This window comes from Chloroflexota bacterium (assembly GCA_016887485.1).
Classification (GTDB): domain Bacteria; phylum Chloroflexota; class Anaerolineae; order Anaerolineales; family Anaerolineaceae; genus Brevifilum.
The window spans coordinates 1,924,721-1,942,770 of record CP069394.1; the positions used below are offsets into that span (position 1 = coordinate 1,924,721).

Here is an 18,050-nt window from a genome sequence, read left to right on the forward strand (position 1 = left end):
CTCATCCCTCCAATTTATTCAACTCTGCCACAGCAGCAGAGATCTTGTAGTCACCAAGTGGATATACCGGCAGCATCCGCTCCTCAACCCATTCCCGAGCTTCTACAGGGGTCATCGCCCAGTTGGTCGGGCAGGTGGAAAGCAATTCCACCAGTGAGAAGCCGAGTCCGGCTTTCTGCACTTCAAAGGCCGTCCGGATCGCCTGTTTGGCCCGGCGGACCTCACGGTTGTTGTGCAGACTGCGCCGCACGACATAGGACGCGCCTTCCAGCGTGGAAAGTAATTCCGCGGTCTGGATCGGGTAACCCTGGCGCTTGACATCACGACCGGTGGGTGAAGAGGTGGTCTTCTGACCGGGGAGTGTGGTGGGGGCCATCTGGCCGCCTGTCATGCCGTAGTTGGCGTTATTCATGAAGATCACGGTGATCTTCTCACCACGGGAAGCCGCGCCGACGATCTCGCCCATGCCAATCGAGGCCAGATCGCCATCGCCCTGATAGGTGAAGATGATGTGATCGGGATAAACCCGCTTGATGCCGGTTGCCATGGCCGGAGCACGCCCATGAGCCGCTTCCACAAAGTCCACATCGAAATAGTTATAAGAAAATACGGAACAGCCAACGGAAGCCACGCCAATCGTGTCTTCGACGATTCCCATCTCATCCAGCACTTCGGCCACCAGACGGTGGGCGATGCCGTGGGTGCAGCCGGGGCAATAATGCGTTACCCGGTCATTCAGGGATTTCGGACGGCTGTAAACAACTTTGGTAGGTACTTCTGCGATTGTCATCATCCACTCCTTATCCTATGGTCTCCCGCAGGCGGGCTAGCCAGCGATCACGGGGGTGACCCTCGGTGGTCTGAGGTTCGGTGGCCAGGCGCTTGATCTCGGTCAATACTTCATCCGGGAACGGCACCACACCGCCCATCCGGCCGAAGAATTCCACCGGTTTGCGCCCGCGGACCACGAGTCGGATATCTTCCAACATTTGGCCGGCGTTCATTTCAACGACCAGGAATCCCTCAACCTTTTCGGTCAACTCATTCAGGATCTCGGTCGGGAATGGCGCCACCGTGATCGGGCGGAGCAGCCCAACCTTGATGCCCTGTTCACGAGCAGCCCGGACAGCTGAGAGCGAGATCCGCCCGGCGGTGCCGAAGCCGATCACGACAAATTCCGCATCGTCCAGGTAATAACCCTTCCAGCGGACTTCGTTGGCTTCGATTTCCTGCCAGCGATTCATCAGCCGCAGGTTCATGACCTCCTGAGCAGGAGCGTCCAGGTTGATTGAAGTCAGCTGGTGTTTCTCGCCATTCTTGGCGCCCCGCACGGCCCAATCGGGCACTTCTTCTTTGAGGGGTTGGAATGGGGGCAGTTCGGCCGGTTCCATCATCTGGCCAATGCTGCCATCCATCATAATCGTGGTGATTGTGCGATATTTCTCTGTCAGGTCAAACGCCAGGGCGGTCAGGTCCACTGCTTCCTGCACGCTGGCAGGGGCAAGGACGATCATGCGATAGTCGCCATGGCCGCCGCCGTGGACGATCTGGTTATAGTCACCCTGCGCCGGGGCAATATTGCCCAGGCCGGGGCCGCCGCGGACCACATCCACCAGCACCACAGGTAATTCAGTGCCGGCAATATAGGACAGACCTTCCATCATCAGGCTGACGCCCGGGCTGGAAGAAGAGGTCATCACCCGTTTACCGGTGCAGGCTGCACCGTAAACCATGTTGATTGCGCCCAGCTCTGATTCAGCCTGGACGAATGGACGACCCAATTCGGGCATCCGAGCAGAAAGGTGCTCCAACAGTTCGGTTTGGGGGGTGATGGGATATCCAAAATAAGCTTCAAGGCCCGCCCGAAGAGCGGCCTCAGCAACTGCGGTGTTCCCTTTGATGAGTTGTTTTGTCATCTCAAGCCTCCGCCTTCTGTTGTTCATACCGGTAAACAGTAATCGCAGCATCCGGGCAAACATTGGCGCAGATTCCGCACCCTGTGCAGGCTTCCGGATTGACCATGTGGGCTGGGTGGTATCCCTTGGGTGTCAGGTGATCCATATCCAACGCCAATACATCATGGGGGCAATCCGTCACACAGAGTTGGCAGGCTTTGCAATACAACTCGTTGACTTCGATATATCCCTTCGCGGGCATTAACGGTCCTCCTTATGGTGATTAACGGTTAGGAATGTCCTGGATTTTGAATTGGTGAGGTTCACAGGACATGCGATAATAGTATAACACTAGTTGGTTTTGAGATAAGGTTGAGGAAAGGGTGAATGAGAAGGTAATTAAGGTGAGTGGTGAAAAGTGAATGGTGGAAAGCGAGTAAATAGAAGTGAACGGCTAGCAAATTAGCTAGGCCCATACGGAATAGCTTGTAGGTCACGCTTCCAGCATGACACCTTTCCCCCCCCTTTTGGGAAGTCATTATAAGAGGAGGCCACATTGAGCCTCCCCTACGCAGTAATTTGATAAATTATATCGGCAGCGGGGCGATCACTGAAGAGGAAGGTCGTAGGGTGGGTTCCGAATTTGAACCCACCATTTTGACAATAACACTTTTTAATCCGTAGGTCACGCTTCCAGCGTGACAAAGATTGCCTCCCACTCCACTACGCTTCGGGGACAATGTCGTGCATCACTTCGTGATCCCTCGCAATGACCAATCGCGTAAGGGTTTTCCAAAAATGGGGAGGTCACAATGGGCCTCCCTTGCACAGAAAATCACAAATTAAATCGGCAACGGAGCAATCACTGAAGAGGAAGTGAACATCCAGGTTACGATCAGGGCATTGATCACCGCACCAGGATAAACAGAGCCGGTAGCCTCATACAAAACCGTGCCAATTGGCACCATCAGGGTCAGCAGGACGATCATGTGCTCAATGTTGATCACAAATCCCACCAATGCCCCGCCCGGCCCCACAAACGGCACAATTCCGGCCAGATAGAGCGGCCCATACTGCAGCGCCATCATGAATGCCAAAGGAACAGAGGATGCCCCTTTTGAGATTCGCCCAGTGAAATAAGCCCGGTTTCATCAATGACGTCATGCTGGATACAGCGATAGCTCTCATAGACCTGATCCCCCAGCATGGCGCGCAGCTCATTCTCGGTCTGTGGGCGATGGGTGCCCAGACCGTTAATCAGCGTGATATCCCCCCGACGGATGCCGCCCGCCTCCAATTCTGCCAAAACCACCGGCAGCAGGCGGTCATTGGGTGTGGCGCGGGTGATGTCGGTGTGGACCACAACGACGGTCATTCCCGGGCGCAACCGGGTGCTCAGCGGCTGAGTGCCTATCGGATGGCGCAGGGCATCCAGAATGGCCGCTGCCTCATCGTTTTGGGGCTTCATTTCCCGCACCAGGAAGACATCCGCCGTCTCAGGTGCCTCTAAATTCAAGCCCTGCAGTCCATAATCCATCCGAACGTTCATGCCGCCTCAACTCTCCAATTCAGCAACCGATCAAATAAACCCGGCAGGTCCGTAAGCGCCTCAGGCTCTCGTTTGGCCAGGTAATCAAAGTAAGCCGCCCCGCCCACGTAGAACGTGATCCGGTTATAAGGTGGTTCTTCCCCATAAGTGTTCACTTTCAAGCCCAGCTCTCGCTGGATTTTGTTCTCGACATGACGGGCATAGCCCTCTTTCCATTCCTGCCAGACCATATATTCCCAATCGAGGGGTGAAAGCGTGGAATGTAATTCTGCGCGTGCCTGAAGGGCTTCCGCTTCATTATCCGCCTTCAATACCAACAAATTGGCGCCATAATGCTTAGTGAACGCCTCAGATTCATAGGGAAAGGGCGTATCCAGCTCCCAGGTATGATGCCCTTTTGCTTCTTCTTGCCGGGCAAGTTCCAACCGGTCCCGCAGCGACTGCTCGCAAGTCAGATGTTGGTAACAATGGACAAATTCATGCAAAACCAGCACCTGCTCTATGAGTGAGTCGAAGGCGTCGGGTGTGACCACCGCGGCGGAGCGCCCATTCAGGGCCTCCATCGGAAAAGCCGCTCGGATTCCTTCCGGGATCGGAAACGGCACCGGCGTTGATTGCGTCAGGACATACCCACCAGTCTGCGGATCAAATTCGTGGATCAAAAACTGGCCATCCACCGCAATCGCGACGGGATAATGCCGCTCAAACAGCGGGTTGAGGTGTTCAACCCTTTTTTGCAAGTCAATGATCTGGTTTAGCAGCGATGTAAAGTCCACCTGGTGTTTCCTCCTGCACTGCCCTTAAAATGTCCTCCCGGTTCAATCCGGGCGGACGTGATTTTCCCCACGGATCACCCATTTATAGGTGGTCAGCGCTTCCAGCGCCATCGGCCCGCGGGCATGCAGTCGCTGGGTGGAGATCGCCACCTCCGCGCCCAGGCCCAGCTGCGAGCCATCGGTAAAACGGGTGCTGGCGTTCACATAAACCGCAGCCGAATCCACGTTCTGCACAAAGCGATCCGCATTGGTCTCATCCTGCGTCAAAATGCCATCGGAATGGCCAGTGCTGTGAGTTTGGATATGGTCCAGGGCTTCTTCCAGCCCCACCACCACTTTGATCCCCAGTACCAGTGACAGCCACTCAGTATCAAAGTCTTCCGGCCCGGCCGACGCCACAAACGACTGCAATTCGGAGTAATCCGCCATCGCTGCCATGGCTTGCGGGTCAAGGCGGAAGGACACGCCATCCTCGCTGAGCGCTTTTACAATTTCCGGGATTACCTTGTCCGCAACGGCCTGATGCACCAGCACGGTATCCAGCGCGTTGCAGACGCTGGGGCGCTGCACCTTGGCATTGCGAACCACGTTCACCGCTGCGGGTAAATCTGCACTGTAGTCCACAAAGAGATGACAAACGCCAATCCCCCCGGTGATAACCGGGATGCGGCTGTTCTCCCGACAGAAGCGGTGCAGCCCAGCGCCGCCCCGCGGGATCAGCATATCAATCTCATCCCCCATTTGCAGCATCTCCATCACCAGCCCGCGGTCAGACGAGTCGATGAACTGAACAGCGCCCTCCGGCAGGCCGCTTTCTTCCAGTGCGGCCCGGATAACCTTCACCAAAGCCCGGTTGGAATGCAGGGTCTCACTCCCACCTCGCAGAATCACCGCGTTGCCGGATTTGAGGGCCAGTCCGGTCACGTCAATGGTCACGTTCGGGCGGGATTCATAGATCACAGCCAAGACGCCAATCGGGACGCGCACCTTATGCACCTGCAGGCCATTCGGCATCACCTGGGCATCAAAAACTTCACCCACCGGGTCCGCCAACTCAGTCACCTTGCGCAAATCCGCTGCAATCCCAGCCAGACGACCGGGATCCAATCGCAAACGGTCAATCATCGCCGGTGCCAGCCCAGCGGCTTCCGCCTGGGTTAAATCCCCCGCATTAGCGGCAATGATCGCGTCCTGTTCTTCCATTAATTTCGCAGCCAGAAGGTTCAACGCCCGGTCTTTCGCCTCCCGCGGCAGGGTCCGCAGGGTCAGGGCGGCTTGACGGGCTTCACGAACCATGGATTTCAGATCAACGGTCATCGGCATCCTCCTCAGAGCAGCATCAGGTTATCGTGGTGGATCGCCTCGGCACCGTAGGCATATCCCAGAGTCGCTTCGATCTGGTCGGAACGCTGCCCCGCGATCCTGCGCAGGTCTGCGGCACTATAGCTGCATAAGCCTACCGCCACTTTCGTCCCCTTGGGATCGACAACGGCCAGGCTTTGCCCCCGGGCGAACTCACCCTCCACAGCCGTCACACCCACCGGTAGGATGCTGCCGCCATTATGCAGCGCTTTGACTGCACCGGAATCGATCCAAAGTGTGCCGGAGCTTTCCGCCATGCCAGCCAGCAGGAAACGCTTACGGCTTTCAAGATGGGTCGTCAGCGGCAGGAAGGTCGTTCCCAGCGGTTCCTGTTCAAGGACGATCCTGGGGATGATCCCATCTGTGGCCCCGTTGGCAATCACGACCCTCGCACCACCATGCCGGGCCAGGTCCGCCGCGCTAAGCTTGCTGGTCATCCCGCCCGTTCCAAGTCCGTTATGGCTCGCGGTTGCGGCGGCCATTACCTCATCGGTAATCGCTTCCTCGCCCACCTGGCGGATCAGCTCGGCATCGGGGTTCAGGGCCGGATCAGCCTCGAACACGCCATCCTGATCCGTCAACAGCAAGAGCAGGTCCGCCTCCAAAACGGTGGCGATCAGGGCCGAGAGGTTGTCATTGTCGCCAAAGCGGATTTCCTCCGTGGCGATGGTGTCATTTTCGTTGATAATCGGAATGATGCCATAATCCAGCAGAGCTTCCAGTGTGTTGCGGGCATTCAGATAGCGGCGCCGGTCCGCCAGGTCATCCCGGGTCAGCAAGATTTGGGCAATCGGCTGCTGGTAGAGGGAAAAAAGCTGGGTATAGACCGCCATCAGCCGCGGCTGGCCGACCGCAGCCAGCATCTGTTTGGCTGGAAGGAAGCGCGGCAGGTCCGGGTAGGACATCATCTCCCGTCCCGCGGCGATCCCACCAGAGCTGACCAGCACCACCTGCATCCCGGCTGCTTTGATCTCTGTGATCTGCCGAGCCAGGTCCACCATCCGCGCCAGGCAAAGTTGCTGCCCGCCGTCCGTCAGGGTGGAGGTGCCAATTTTGATAACGATCCTTTGGGTTAATCTGTTTGCGCTCATCTTTAGTGCCTCACCGATAAAACAAAAATTTATGGATCAATTATAGGCGGAATTACGGCTGATCTGTCCTAATTTTGAGAGATTAATTGTCATTGCGACGGACGGCGCAGCAAGGAGGAAGCAATCTCAAACTTGTGGGATGAGAAAAAAAACTCTCTCAACTGCCTTCACTTTCGCACCTCAATGGTAAAATCGTTAAAAACCTCACCAACAGGAGAGAACCCATGCCCGAAGCTGTGATTGTTGATGCCATCCGAACCCCCATTGGGAACCTCGGTGGCGCGCTATCTTCCATCCGTCCTGACGATCTGGCAGCCCTGGTGATCCAGGCCCTCGTAGAGCGGAACCACCTTGAACCCACTCTGATCGAAGAAGTCTATCTGGGCTGCGCCAACCAGGCCGGTGAAGATAACCGGAATGTAGCCCGAATGGCCAGCTTACTCGCCGGTCTGCCGGTTTCCATACCCGCGGTCACCTTCAATCGGCTTTGTGCCTCGGGGCTCACCTCAGTGAACACCGCGGCCCGCTCCATCCGCGCGGGGGATGGCAAGGCCTTCATCGCCGGCGGCGTGGAAAGCATGAGCCGCGCACCGTATGCCATGCCCAAGCCCACCCGCCCGGTTGGCAACCTGACCGCCTATGATACCACCCTCGGCTGGCGCTTTGTGAACCCCAAGATGGAATCGTCTTATGGCGCTGATGCCCTCGGGATTACCGCCGAGAATATCGCCGAGGAATACAACATCTCCCGTGAAGCGCAGGACGAATTCGCCCTCGCCAGTAACCGCCGCGCCATCGCCGCGATCGATTCCGGCAAGTTCGCCGAAGAGATCCTGCCCGTCCAAATCCCCCAACGCAAAGGCGAGCCCCTGACCTTCGACACTGATGAACGCCCCCGCCGTGACACCACCCTGGAAGCGCTGGCCCGGCTGCGTCCGGCCTTCAAACCGGATGGCAGCGTGACCGCCGGGAACAGCTCCGGGCTGAATGACGGCGCTACTGCTGTGTTGGTTATGGAAGAGGAAACCGCCCGCGAACTGGGCTATCGCCCGATGGCGCGAATCGTGAGTATGGGTGCAGCTGGGGTTCCACCCCGTGTGATGGGGCTGGGACCAATCCCGGCGACCCAAAAAGCGCTCAAACGGGCCGGACTGAGCATCGAAGATATCCAACTGGCTGAACTCAATGAGGCCTTTGCCGTCCAGTCGCTGGCCGTGATGCAGGACCTCGGCCTGGCGCATGAGATCACCAACGTGAACGGCGGTGCGGTGGCTCTCGGTCACCCATTGGGCTGTTCCGGAGCGAGGATCCTGACCACCCTGCTCTATGAAATGCGCCGACGGGCGGCCACTGTATCCAGGCCATTCTATGGGCTGGCGACCCTCTGTGTGGGAGTGGGCCAGGGCGAGAGTACAATCGTTGAGTGGCTCGGGTAAACCAGGACTTACAAAATAACGGCTGAGGCATTTCGCCTCAGCCGTTATGAGTTAATCGGTTGATTTTGACTACTCAACAAATGCTCATTATGCTCACCCACCTTTTCAGTAGGTAAAAACTTGTCATTGCGAGCTTTGCGAAGCAATCTCAGAAATGGAAGCCCCAAGATTGCTTCCTCCCGGCTTCGCCGTTCGTCGCAATGACAAAATTAAATTACGTCCCACCTTATAATCATCTATAATATATAGAAGTCCATTGGAGAAAGAAGTTCACACATGAGCATTTGGGAAAAGATATTCGGCTACCCCGCCATCAATCAACTGCCTGGGGTTCAGAAACAGGAAGTAAAGAAACTTTTGGATCAACTGGTCAAGATCGGGCAGATGGATGATTTCCTCTCGCTGCAACCCGGCGGCCCCTTCAATGTCCGCTGCCATCACACCCAGGCCCGCCAGATCGGTGAGCGTCTGAACGAGATCGGCGGTCTGGAGCTGATGCTGGCCTCCCGGGCCTATGTCAAAGATAAACTCAAAGCCATCCTGGCCGAACACCTGGATTACTGCTGGTCCGATATCGGTGAGTGGCAAGCCTGAACTCTGATATTCCTGAGATTATCTTGGGTCAGCCCCTGCCAGACGTGATATGATGAATCATAATAGTGACTAATTCAAGAGAAAAAAGGACTAAAGCTAATGAGTGAACAAGATTTTATTCCCGAAGAAGAACCCCGCGAGAACGATCCTCTCTTCAAGGAGCGGAAGGTCGAAAAGCAGCACAATGACCACCTTGGTTCCATAACCTGGGCCTTGATCCTGATCTGGGCAGGCATGGTCTTCCTGGCAGCTCAATTAGGGTGGCTGGATGCACTACGGACATCCATCTCACTCCCTGAAGGCATTTACATCGCCGAGATGAGCACCTGGTCGGTGATCTTCCTCGGTTCGGGCGTGCTGGTTTTCATTGAGGCCATGATCCGCAGCTTCTCCAAAACCTATCGCTCATCCACCGGCGGCAATTTCGTTCTGGCAGCTGTCTTTCTCGGCATTGGCCTGGGCTCCATCTTTGGATGGAATGCTGTCTGGCCATTTGTCCTGATTGCGATGGGTTTCGCTGCCCTGCTGGGTGCATTGATCCGGCGCTAATTCAGGTCATTTCCCCAACCTGATTCATCCAGCCGTCCCACGGCAGGGTGGTCAGGTTGGTTGTATTTAACGCACATTTCAAGTCCATTGCACCCTTCCCAATAGACTGAACCGGCTATAATTTAAGTACACAAGGAACCAGGGCCGATGATATCTGAAGAAGCCAAACTCATCCAGCGCGCACAAACGGGCGATGCCCTCGCTATTGCGCGCCTGCATGACCAGTACTACCCTGACGCCTATCGCTATTTCTATTACCGCGTGGATGATGAGCGGCTCGTGGAGGACCTTGCCGCAGGGCTTTTTATTCGGATGCGGAAAAGGATCAGCCTCTTCAAGCCGGAAAGCGGTTCCTTCCAGGCCTGGTTATGTATCCTGGCGCGCAGCCTGATGCTGGAGGAATTGCTCAAGCGAGGCTTTCGTTATCAAGATTATCAATCTCCAGCCATTGGCGTAAGCAACTGGGAGCTGTCAAGTAAGGGCCTAAAGCCTGCCCTGGCGCAGCTGCCTCCTGCTGAACGCGACGTTATTATTGGGAAACTGATCGAAAAACGACCCGCCAAGACCGTCAGCCGCGAGGTTGGGCATGCTGTCCATACTGTTCTGGCCCTGCAGGTCAGCGCTCTAGCCAAACTTGCCCATTTAAAATCAGCCGATGCAGTTCTGGAACGAACCGAGAAGGATTTTGCCCGCCAATTGGAAGAGGCCATTCAGGTAAGCCGCAACGGGCAGTCCATCAACAGCATTCTTGTGCATTATCCGGAGAATGCTGAAGTTTTGGCCCCCTTGCTGAAAGCTGCCCGAGAGATCCTTGCCCTGCCCCGGCCCGAGCCGCCCACAGGAGCGCAGGCAGCCAGCAAATCCCAGATGATGGATAGTCTGAACCAGAAAAAAGCCCTCAGCGCCCAGCACAAGGTGGATGTTATGGGGCATCTCGGCCTGGGCATCCGCCAAAAGCCTGGACAGAGGTTGGTCGTGGGGATCCTAATCCTCTCGGTGATCTTCATCCTGGTGAGCAGCATCATCGTCTCTGCGATCTATGCCCTGCCCGGCTCCTGGCTCTACCCCGCCAAGCTCCGCATGGAAGAGACCCACATCCTGCTGACCTTTGACCCAATCGCCAAGACCAAGCTGACAGCCTATTATCATCGTCTACAGATGGAGGAGTTACAAACCGCGCTTGAGTTAGGCCGCTTCACCGAGGCAGAGGTGCAGGCCACAATAAACGCGATGCCCACGCCAACGCCGTTTAACCCCTGATTTATCAACTATTCAAACAGGAAATTTTATTCTGCCACAGGTTGCGCCAAAGCCTGACGTTTGATCTCACCTAGACCCCGCGCCACCAATACCCCCACAGTGACCACAAAATAAGCGCTGAAGAGCCCCGCCTCGGCCAGGTAGCCCAGCCGCGGGACGATCAGGAACGCCAGCGCGACCTTCCCCAGCATGGCAAAAAAGCTCACTTTGAGGGGCAGTTCGGCCTTGCCAAAAGCCAGCAAGAGCGACCGATCCCAGAAGCAGATATTTGCCACCCCAAACCCAATCAGGAGTACTAACAGCACACCATAGGCGGGCCCATAGGCTTCCTTGTAGATATAGATCGTGCGGCCAAAAAGTGACCAGGGTGAGAAGAGCAGCTGCCGCCCCAACAGGAGCAAGCCCGCCGCCACCGCACCGGTCCAGACGCCGGAGATCACCGTCACCCGGGCAAGGAGCTGCTTTAGCTGCGCCCATTGCTTCCTGACAACATGGCGGGTCATCTCGGGGAAAGAAGTGCTGATGAAGGGGGTGATCGGCATCACCATCAGGTTGATCACGGCCAGGGCGACCTTGAAATAGCCACCCACCGTGGTGTCGAAGAAATAGCTCACCCAGAGCACTTCGCTGTCACGGGCCACCAGGGTGATCGTACCGCTGAAATTGCTGCTGACGGCAAAACGCACCATCGGGCCAATTGGCGGCAGGTTACCGCGCATCGGCGTGCGCCACCAGTGTTTACCAAGGCTGCGTGGCAGCCAATAGAAAGCCAGCAACACCGGGCCAATGCCCAAAACCATCTTCCCGGCCAGATAAACCAGCATCACCTGGAAGATCCCGCCATCGCCGATGACAACCAGCACAAACAGCCCGGCGGTCAGCAGACTCTGCAGCAGGTTCAACAAGGCCTGCGAACGGAAGTGACCGGTCACCTGCAGCGCGCCGGTGGCCGTTTCGGTCATCATGTTGCCCAGGATGGTGATCCCATAGATAAGGAACAGTGAACGTGTTGTGGGGTCCTTGGCAAAGGTGACCGCACCCCAATTGGAGAGCAGCGCTAGCACGCCATAGGCGATGAGCGACGTGACCAGTTCAGTCAGGGCTGCCGCTTTCAGCACAGCAGCCGCTTCCTTGCGTTTATCTTCTGCCAGGAAGCCGCCCATATAGCGCACAACAAAATCCGCCATCCGGAAGGACAGCAGGCGATTGATATTGGTCACAAAGCTGATCACCACGCCCAGCGCACCAAAGCTGGCGACGCCCAGCAAATTCGCTGTGAGGATGCTCAGGACCGCGCTGACAGCCTGACTGCCAAAAAGGTAGGCGGAATTACCCACAACCTTCTTGAGAATCACGTCTTTCCCCCAGGATTTGAGACTGGAGAAGAATTTTTTCATGGGGTTTCGATCTGGCTGGCCCAATCCCGCTCTTGCATGTACCAATCCACCAGGTTGGTGATCCCTTCTTCCAGGCCAACCTGCGGCTCCCAGCCGAGGATTTCCCTGGCCCGAGAGACATCAGCGTGGTTGGAGGTCACATCTGCGGGGTGAAAATCTGTGTGTTCGATCCGGGCGGGTTTTCCGATCCGATCTTCCAGCATTTTGATCATCTCGTTGACCGTGATCACTTCATGACCACCCAAGTTGATAATTTCATAACCAACCGGCTTGAGCGCCAGAATTGTACCGCGGGCAATGTCATCCAGATAGGTGAAGCCGCGGGATTGCTCGCCATCGCCGTTCACAACCACCGACTGCTCTTCAGCAATCCACTTGCAGAATCGGAACATCACCATCTGGGGGCGTCCGGCGGGGCCATAGACCGTGAAAAAGCGCAGGATGGTCACATCCAGGCCATAAAGGTGATGATAGGCATAGGCCAGGGCCTCAGCGCCCTTCTTGGTGGCGGCATAAGGCTGGAGAGGGTGGTCGGTTTCGTCCGTCTCTGTGTAGGGCGGCTCGCCCAAATTGCCATAAACGCTGGAGGAGGAGGCCTCCACGAATTTGGGTATGTCATGCTTGCGGCAGAGTTCCATCATGTTCAAAACCCCGGTCATGTTGGTCTCAACATAGATCCAGGGATTGGATAGGCTCAGACGGGTCCCAGCCCAGGCAGCCAGGTTAATCACCCCGGCCACTTCCGCGGGCAGCCATGCATCCAGCTTATCAATAATCGATTTTTCGGAAATATCCAGTTGCTGAAAGTGGAAATGCTCGTTCTGCTGCAACTTGCCCAGGCGATATTCTTTCAGGCGAACGTCATAGGCATGGTTCATATTGTCCACGCCATAGACCTCATGGCCGTCATCCAACAGGAATTCAGCAACACGAGAGCCGATGAAACCGGCGACGCCTGTGAGAAGATAGGCACTCATCAGAGCCGAACCACCTTCGGGCTGGCTTTACCCTTCGCCCCGAGGGCGTTACGGGTATCCACTACCATCGTCGCAGCTTCAAGAATCGCATCATAGTCATAGCTGCTGTGATTGGTGATAATGGCAACACAATCTGCTTCGGCAACTGCGGTCATCAGGTCCGGAACGCTGTCCAGCACAATGTTGTCATGCCGCAAATGCGGAATATAAGGATCGTGATAGCTCACCTCTGCGCCTTTTTCCTGCAGCAGATGGATCACATCCAGTGAAGGGGATTCGCGCAAGTCATCAATATCGGGTTTATAGGCTGCGCCTAAAACCAGGACCTTGCTGCCGTTGACTGGTTTCTTCACCAGGTTTAGCGCGTCCTGGATTTTGCCCAGGGTGTAGCGCGGCATATTGGTGTTGATCTCGGATGCCAACTCAATAAAGCGGGCGTTGTAATTCAAGGATTTAAGCTTCCATGACAGATAGAGCGGGTCAATCGGAATGCAGTGACCACCCAGGCCAGGGCCGGGGGTGAATTTCATAAAGCCAAAGGGCTTGGTGGCAGCGGCATCAATCACTTCCCAAACATCGACATTCAGCCGGTCACACATGATCGCCAGTTCGTTCACCAACCCGATGTTGATCATCCGGAAGGTATTTTCCAACAGCTTGGCCATCTCGGCCACTTCACAAGTGGAAACGGGAACAATAGTCTGCAGCGCCTGGCCATACCAGGTGGCGGCAGCTTCGCCGCAGGCTTCCGTGATCCCACCGATCACCTTGGGGGTGTTGATCGTGGTCCAATCCTCACGACCTGGGTCCACACGCTCGGGGGAGAATGCCAGGAAAAAGTCCTTGCCCACTGTCAGTCCACTGATCTTTTCCATCTCAGGGAGGATCATTTCCCGGGTGGTGCCGGGATAAGTGCTGGATTCAAGCACAATCACCATGCCGGGATGAAGATAGGGCGCCAGTGATTTGCTGGCAGAGGCGATAAAGGACAAATCCGGGTCACCGGTCTTGCGCAACGGGGTAGGCACACAGATGGAAACGGCATCTACCTCGGCCAACTTGGCATAATCTGTGGTTGCGGAGAGCTTCCCGGCATCCACCAAAGTCTTGACTTTAGCTGTTTCCACATCGAGGATATAGCTCTCTCCCCGATTGATTGCAGCGACTTTATCCGCCAGCGGGTCAACACCCACCACAGTAAAACCAGCCTCGGCAAAAGTCACAGCCAGAGGCAGGCCAACATAACCAATCCCGATCACGCCAATTCGCGCAGTCCGATTTTCAAGTTTATTTATCAAAATTGATTTTGTATCACTCATTTTCATTTTCCTTGATTGCCATTCACAACCAGAAAAGCAATTTTATCATAATCACCTAAGGTGCTTATCTTACTCCAAAAGCGCTAAAAAAGGCTAAGTTGTTCGGCGCTGCTATCCTCTACCTCACTATCCTCCTCAACGGGATTGTTCAGCGCTGCCAGGTCCGGATTATTGTGGCGGGTCTCCTTGGCACGGGAAATCATCTCAGGCAGCTTGGCAAAGTCCTGCTTGACCACTTCCCGCAGTGAGGGTTGATGCAGCGCTGCGGCTGGGTGGAACATCGGGATAATCATCCGGCCACCCGACCAGAGAGGTTTGCCGTGGAGGCCAGAGATTTTACCGTTATTGATGAAATGGCCCATCGAGAAGCGCCCAAGGGTCACGATCACGTCAGGGTTAATTACAGCGATCTGACGTTCCAGATAGGCTTTGCAGGCGTCCAGTTCCTCCCCTTGAGGATCCCGGTTGCCAGGCGGGCGGCACTTGACCACATTGGTAATAAAGACTTCCTCACGCTTCAAACCAGCATCCGCCAGCAGTTCATCCAAGAACTGACCGGCCGCGCCAACGAATGGCAGGCCCTGAACATTTTCATGGAAACCAGGTCCCTCGCCGATGAAAAGGATCTCAGCTTTCGGATTTCCGGCCCCAGGGACAACCTTCTTACGGGAAAATTGCAGATCACAGCGGGTACATTCAGCGGTTTGCTGAGCGATTTGCTTGAGGATCTCTTCAGTGGTCAATGTCTACCTCCTTAAGTCTCAAGATCTCATTCTTCAGTGTTCTTCATTGGTCAAGAGTTCAGCCATGCGGTCGGGGTTCAACTTCGCCAGGGTCATCAGGATCGCATCCTCATGGGTGTCATGATAATACGCTTTCCGCAGCCCAACCGATTCAAATCCAAACTGAGCATAGAGATTCTGCGCAGCTTTGTTACTCTCACGAACTTCCAATAAAGCCTGGCGCGCGCCGCTCTCATAAGCCAAGCCCAGAGCCTGCGCCAGCAGCTGCCGGGCAACGCCATGCCGCCGGAATGCTTCGCTGACAGCCAACGTGGCTACATGGGCCTCATCCACCACCAGCCACACCACAATCGAGCCCACCAAAATAGGTGCTAGACCCGTGGTGGTCAGTTCAGCAACCCAACATATAGAATGAGGGTTGTTGGTTAGTTCATAACGAAATGCATCAAGAGGCCAGGGAGTCTGAAAAGAATCTCGATCCAGCGCTTCAACCTCCGGCAGGTCCGAGAGGGTCATAGGTCGCAGGATAACCTGCGTTCCGCCAGCAGCGCCGACCATCACACACCCTATGCCGGGATGGTGTTGACTGTACTCAGGTAGATCGGCGCCAGGGTGAAGGGATCATCCGCCCGGTCACTCATCAGCCGCTCCCAGCCAATCTCGGCCAAGTAACCAGCCCGGCGCAAACAGCGAGCCGGGGGAGCAATCATGGCATTCTTCCAGCGCCGCCCCAGCACAGTTCGAGCTTCTTCGGAGAGTTCTCCTGCGATCAAGGTCGGCGAGGCGATCGTCTTGACCAGATCAGAGGCATCAATGGCGGCTGGTTCATGCTGCGGCTGCCAGGCGCCGCCTTCCACCAGGTAGGTGATATAGGCCAACCGGGTGCGGCCGGCATGCAGGACGGCGATCAAAGGGATCTCATCCAAAGGCTGGGCCGCAGCCAGGATATCCAAAGAGGGAACGCCCACCAACGGGATTTTCAGAGCCAGCGCGAGGCCTTTTGCGGCCGCCACCCCAATCCGAAGACTGGTAAACGAGCCGGGACCAATCGCCACGGCGATGCCGGTCAGGTCACTCGGTTGCGTGCCCGTCCGCTCAAAAAGCTGATCAATGGCCGGGGCTAATTCCACCGTATGGTGGTGCTGGCTTTGCCAGGTGGTTTCATAAAGCACAGAAATCCCGTCATACAACGCCAGACTGATCCAGGATGTTGACGTATCAATTGCCAGTAACACTAGAAAGCTCCATATAACTTGCGGCGCACATTTTCGACCACGGTCTCAAAATGTTTACCTTGGGGGTTCAGCATCATTGCGCGGTGCCCCATGCCGGTGTAATCCAGCCGAATCCAGAGCAGATCCTTGGGAAGAACCTCGCGAATACGCTCAGCCCATTCAACCACCACCGGCCCACGGGCCAGCATGCGGTCAAAATCCAAAATCTCGGCATCAAAGGTGCCGCTCAGCCGATAGGCATCCATATGATAGAGTCGCTGCTCATCCGCCCGCCGATATTCGTTCACTATGACATAGGTGGGGCTGGAAACCGGGTCCAAAACACCCCAACCCTGAGCAACACCTTGCACCAGGGTGGTCTTACCAGAGCCCAAATTACCTTCCAGCGCGACCACATCGCCGGGGCGCAGGTAACCGCCCAGGTGAATGCCCAGCCGGCGTGTCTGATCCGGGCTGTGGCTGAAAAATTCAAAGTTACGGTCGTCTAATATCGGCATAACAGTCTTCTACAATAATATCAGATTCAGTCTGGATAGACAGCATCAATAATTCTCTGAGCGATATCATAGGAGGCATCAGGCATCGCCAGCCGCTTTGAGGTGGCTGCCATTTCCTTCAAAATATCCGGATTCTCGGTCCAATGGCGCAAAGTCTCGAGGACTTTCTCTGCGGTGGGCGCCCAAACCCCTGCATTCTCATTGAGCACATAATCCACATTGCCGTTTTCCTGCCCAGGCATCTTGGAATAGAGGATGATCGGCAGCCCGGCAATAAAAGCTTCTGAGATCGTGCCGGGGCCTGCCTTGGACAACAGTATGTCCGCTGCGTTCATCAGGTCTGGCATATTATCCACAAAACCGTAGATAAAGGTTTGGGTCTCGAGGTCGGCATTTTCAAGGCTGTTCTTCAAGGCTTCATTGCGCCCAGCGATCACAGCCAGCACAAGGTCCATCCCTGCCTCATCCACAGCTCGGACCGTCTCTTCCACCGGGCCCATGCCATCACCGCCGCCCACAATCAATACGACGGTCTTATCCTGGGGCCAACCCAGCTTCTCGCGCAGCTCCGTCTTGGAGCCGGTGGGCCGCCGGAATTTATCCGCAATAGGCTGACCGACAATTTCCATCCGATCGGGGTCAATCCCAATACTAATCCCGCGCAGCTTTGCCACTTCTGTCGGCGTCATGATCAGCGTGGCTTTGTTGTTATACCAAAAGACATGCGTGCTGACCATGTCGGTGATAACCGTCATATATGGGGGATGGTCATCGCCCAGCGCTCGTAAAATGGGGGTATTGATGATGGGGTGTACGGAGAGGAATAGGTCACAAGGATGTTCCTGCACCAAACGCTCCGTTGATTTTCTGATATAAGGCCAGAGGATATCCTGCACCAGCTTGCTTCGCCACTTGCCATTGCTGAGCTTATAGCCCAATTCCCAGAGGTCCGGCACCTGCGCCATAGGCGCATAGGTGGTCACGGCCAGGTCAAAGGGCGGCGGCGCATATTCCACAAAGAAATCCAACATCTCTGTGGTCACCTTACCAGGGTGATAGATCTCCAATGCCTCTATGATCGCTCTGGAGGCACTACGATGGCCCCCACCCGTATCAGAAAAAAGGAAAAGGATATGCGGTTTATCAGCCGTTTTCCGAGTCATTTGCACTGCCTTTGCGGACTATTGTTTTCATTCGGTTATTAAGTGCGCGACGGTCCAGCATAATCCTATGGCCACAGGTCAGGCATTCCAGACCAATATCCGCGCCCAGTCGCACCACCTGCCATTCATAACCACCGCAGGGGTGAGCTTTGCGCAGGCGCACAACATCACCGAGTTCAAGGTCCTGTAACACGTTTTGGATTATAC

21 protein-coding genes are annotated in these 18,050 nt (G+C 55.7%); 4 read left to right on the forward strand and 17 right to left on the reverse strand.

The features are described from left to right. Position 1: 1 nt before the first annotated feature. The 8 genes from JR338_08790 to proB form a co-directional block, all read right to left on the reverse strand. The gene (locus JR338_08790; protein QRN84401.1) at positions 2 to 790 is read right to left on the reverse strand and encodes a 2-oxoglutarate oxidoreductase; all 789 of its coding nucleotides are present in this window, start codon (positions 788 to 790) and stop codon (positions 2 to 4) included. Positions 791 to 800: 10 nt separating this feature from the next. Beyond that, the gene (locus JR338_08795) at positions 801 to 1,916 is read right to left on the reverse strand and encodes a 3-methyl-2-oxobutanoate dehydrogenase subunit VorB (GenBank protein ID QRN82517.1); all 1,116 of its coding nucleotides are present in this window, start codon (positions 1,914 to 1,916) and stop codon (positions 801 to 803) included. 1 nt (position 1,917) lies between these two features. Beyond that, the gene (locus tag JR338_08800; protein ID QRN82518.1) at positions 1,918 to 2,157 is read right to left on the reverse strand and encodes a 4Fe-4S binding protein; all 240 of its coding nucleotides are present in this window, start codon (positions 2,155 to 2,157) and stop codon (positions 1,918 to 1,920) included. 580 nt (positions 2,158 to 2,737) lie between these two features. Next, the gene (locus JR338_08805) at positions 2,738 to 2,992 is read right to left on the reverse strand and encodes a hypothetical protein (protein QRN82519.1); all 255 of its coding nucleotides are present in this window, start codon (positions 2,990 to 2,992) and stop codon (positions 2,738 to 2,740) included. Beyond that, positions 2,980 to 3,444 carry a DUF2088 domain-containing protein gene (locus JR338_08810; GenBank protein ID QRN82520.1) on the reverse strand — a complete coding sequence of 155 codons (465 nt, stop codon included), beginning with the start codon at positions 3,442 to 3,444 and terminating at the stop codon, positions 2,980 to 2,982. The genes JR338_08805 and JR338_08810 overlap by 13 nt, the downstream gene beginning before the upstream one ends. Next, positions 3,441 to 4,220, reverse strand: a complete 780-nt coding sequence (locus tag JR338_08815; protein QRN82521.1) for a hypothetical protein — start codon at positions 4,218 to 4,220, stop codon at positions 3,441 to 3,443. The genes JR338_08810 and JR338_08815 overlap by 4 nt, the downstream gene beginning before the upstream one ends. Positions 4,221 to 4,262: 42 nt before the next feature. Continuing rightward, a complete protein-coding gene (locus tag JR338_08820; protein QRN82522.1) occupies positions 4,263 to 5,537 on the reverse strand; it encodes a glutamate-5-semialdehyde dehydrogenase in 1,275 nt (424 codons plus the stop codon). Between the two features lie 11 nt (positions 5,538 to 5,548). Beyond that, positions 5,549 to 6,673, reverse strand: a complete 1,125-nt coding sequence (gene proB, locus JR338_08825; protein ID QRN82523.1) for a glutamate 5-kinase — start codon at positions 6,671 to 6,673, stop codon at positions 5,549 to 5,551. A gap of 224 nt (positions 6,674 to 6,897) precedes the next feature. Here proB and JR338_08830 point away from each other — a divergent pair, with 224 nt between their 5' ends. The 4 genes from JR338_08830 to JR338_08845 all read left to right on the forward strand — a co-directional run bounded on the left by JR338_08830 (position 6,898) and on the right by JR338_08845 (position 10,512). Beyond that, positions 6,898 to 8,109 carry an acetyl-CoA C-acyltransferase gene (locus tag JR338_08830; protein QRN82524.1) on the forward strand — a complete coding sequence of 404 codons (1,212 nt, stop codon included), beginning with the start codon at positions 6,898 to 6,900 and terminating at the stop codon, positions 8,107 to 8,109. A 276-nt stretch (positions 8,110 to 8,385) separates the two neighbouring features. Then, a complete protein-coding gene (locus tag JR338_08835; protein ID QRN82525.1) occupies positions 8,386 to 8,703 on the forward strand; it encodes a hypothetical protein in 318 nt (105 codons plus the stop codon). A 99-nt stretch (positions 8,704 to 8,802) separates the two neighbouring features. Further along, on the forward strand, positions 8,803 to 9,252 hold the full coding sequence (locus JR338_08840) for a hypothetical protein (protein QRN82526.1): 450 nt from the start codon (positions 8,803 to 8,805) through the stop codon (positions 9,250 to 9,252). Between the two features lie 147 nt (positions 9,253 to 9,399). Continuing rightward, positions 9,400 to 10,512: a hypothetical protein gene (locus JR338_08845; protein ID QRN82527.1), complete on the forward strand. Its 1,113-nt coding sequence runs from the start codon at positions 9,400 to 9,402 to the stop codon at positions 10,510 to 10,512. A 26-nt stretch (positions 10,513 to 10,538) separates the two neighbouring features. Here JR338_08845 and JR338_08850 read toward each other — a convergent pair whose 3' ends face one another. The 9 genes from JR338_08850 to JR338_08890 all read right to left on the reverse strand — a co-directional run bounded on the left by JR338_08850 (position 10,539) and on the right by JR338_08890 (position 18,036). Then, entirely contained in the window at positions 10,539 to 11,909 is a 1,371-nt protein-coding gene (locus tag JR338_08850; GenBank protein QRN82528.1) for an oligosaccharide flippase family protein, read from the reverse strand. Then, positions 11,906 to 12,886: a GDP-mannose 4,6-dehydratase gene (locus JR338_08855; protein ID QRN82529.1), complete on the reverse strand. Its 981-nt coding sequence runs from the start codon at positions 12,884 to 12,886 to the stop codon at positions 11,906 to 11,908. Before JR338_08855 ends, JR338_08850 begins: the two co-directional genes overlap by 4 nt. Beyond that, positions 12,886 to 14,211 (reverse strand): nucleotide sugar dehydrogenase, encoded by a 1,326-nt coding sequence (locus JR338_08860; protein QRN82530.1) that lies wholly within the window; start codon positions 14,209 to 14,211, stop codon positions 12,886 to 12,888. Before JR338_08860 ends, JR338_08855 begins: the two co-directional genes overlap by 1 nt. 77 nt (positions 14,212 to 14,288) lie before the next feature. Then, complete coding sequence (locus JR338_08865; protein ID QRN82531.1) at positions 14,289 to 14,948, reverse strand: uracil-DNA glycosylase; 660 nt, start codon at positions 14,946 to 14,948, stop codon at positions 14,289 to 14,291. Between the two features lie 33 nt (positions 14,949 to 14,981). After that, the gene (gene rimI / locus JR338_08870) at positions 14,982 to 15,506 is read right to left on the reverse strand and encodes a ribosomal protein S18-alanine N-acetyltransferase (GenBank protein ID QRN82532.1); all 525 of its coding nucleotides are present in this window, start codon (positions 15,504 to 15,506) and stop codon (positions 14,982 to 14,984) included. Positions 15,507 to 15,514: 8 nt separating this feature from the next. Next, positions 15,515 to 16,183: a tRNA (adenosine(37)-N6)-threonylcarbamoyltransferase complex dimerization subunit type 1 TsaB gene (gene tsaB, locus JR338_08875; protein QRN82533.1), complete on the reverse strand. Its 669-nt coding sequence runs from the start codon at positions 16,181 to 16,183 to the stop codon at positions 15,515 to 15,517. After that, on the reverse strand, positions 16,183 to 16,680 hold the full coding sequence (gene tsaE / locus JR338_08880) for a tRNA (adenosine(37)-N6)-threonylcarbamoyltransferase complex ATPase subunit type 1 TsaE (protein ID QRN82534.1): 498 nt from the start codon (positions 16,678 to 16,680) through the stop codon (positions 16,183 to 16,185). The genes tsaB and tsaE overlap by 1 nt, the downstream gene beginning before the upstream one ends. A 26-nt stretch (positions 16,681 to 16,706) precedes the next feature. Then, positions 16,707 to 17,843 carry a glycosyltransferase gene (locus JR338_08885; protein ID QRN82535.1) on the reverse strand — a complete coding sequence of 379 codons (1,137 nt, stop codon included), beginning with the start codon at positions 17,841 to 17,843 and terminating at the stop codon, positions 16,707 to 16,709. After that, on the reverse strand, positions 17,824 to 18,036 hold the full coding sequence (locus tag JR338_08890; GenBank protein QRN82536.1) for a DUF951 domain-containing protein: 213 nt from the start codon (positions 18,034 to 18,036) through the stop codon (positions 17,824 to 17,826). Before JR338_08890 ends, JR338_08885 begins: the two co-directional genes overlap by 20 nt. Positions 18,037 to 18,050 lie beyond the last annotated feature (14 nt).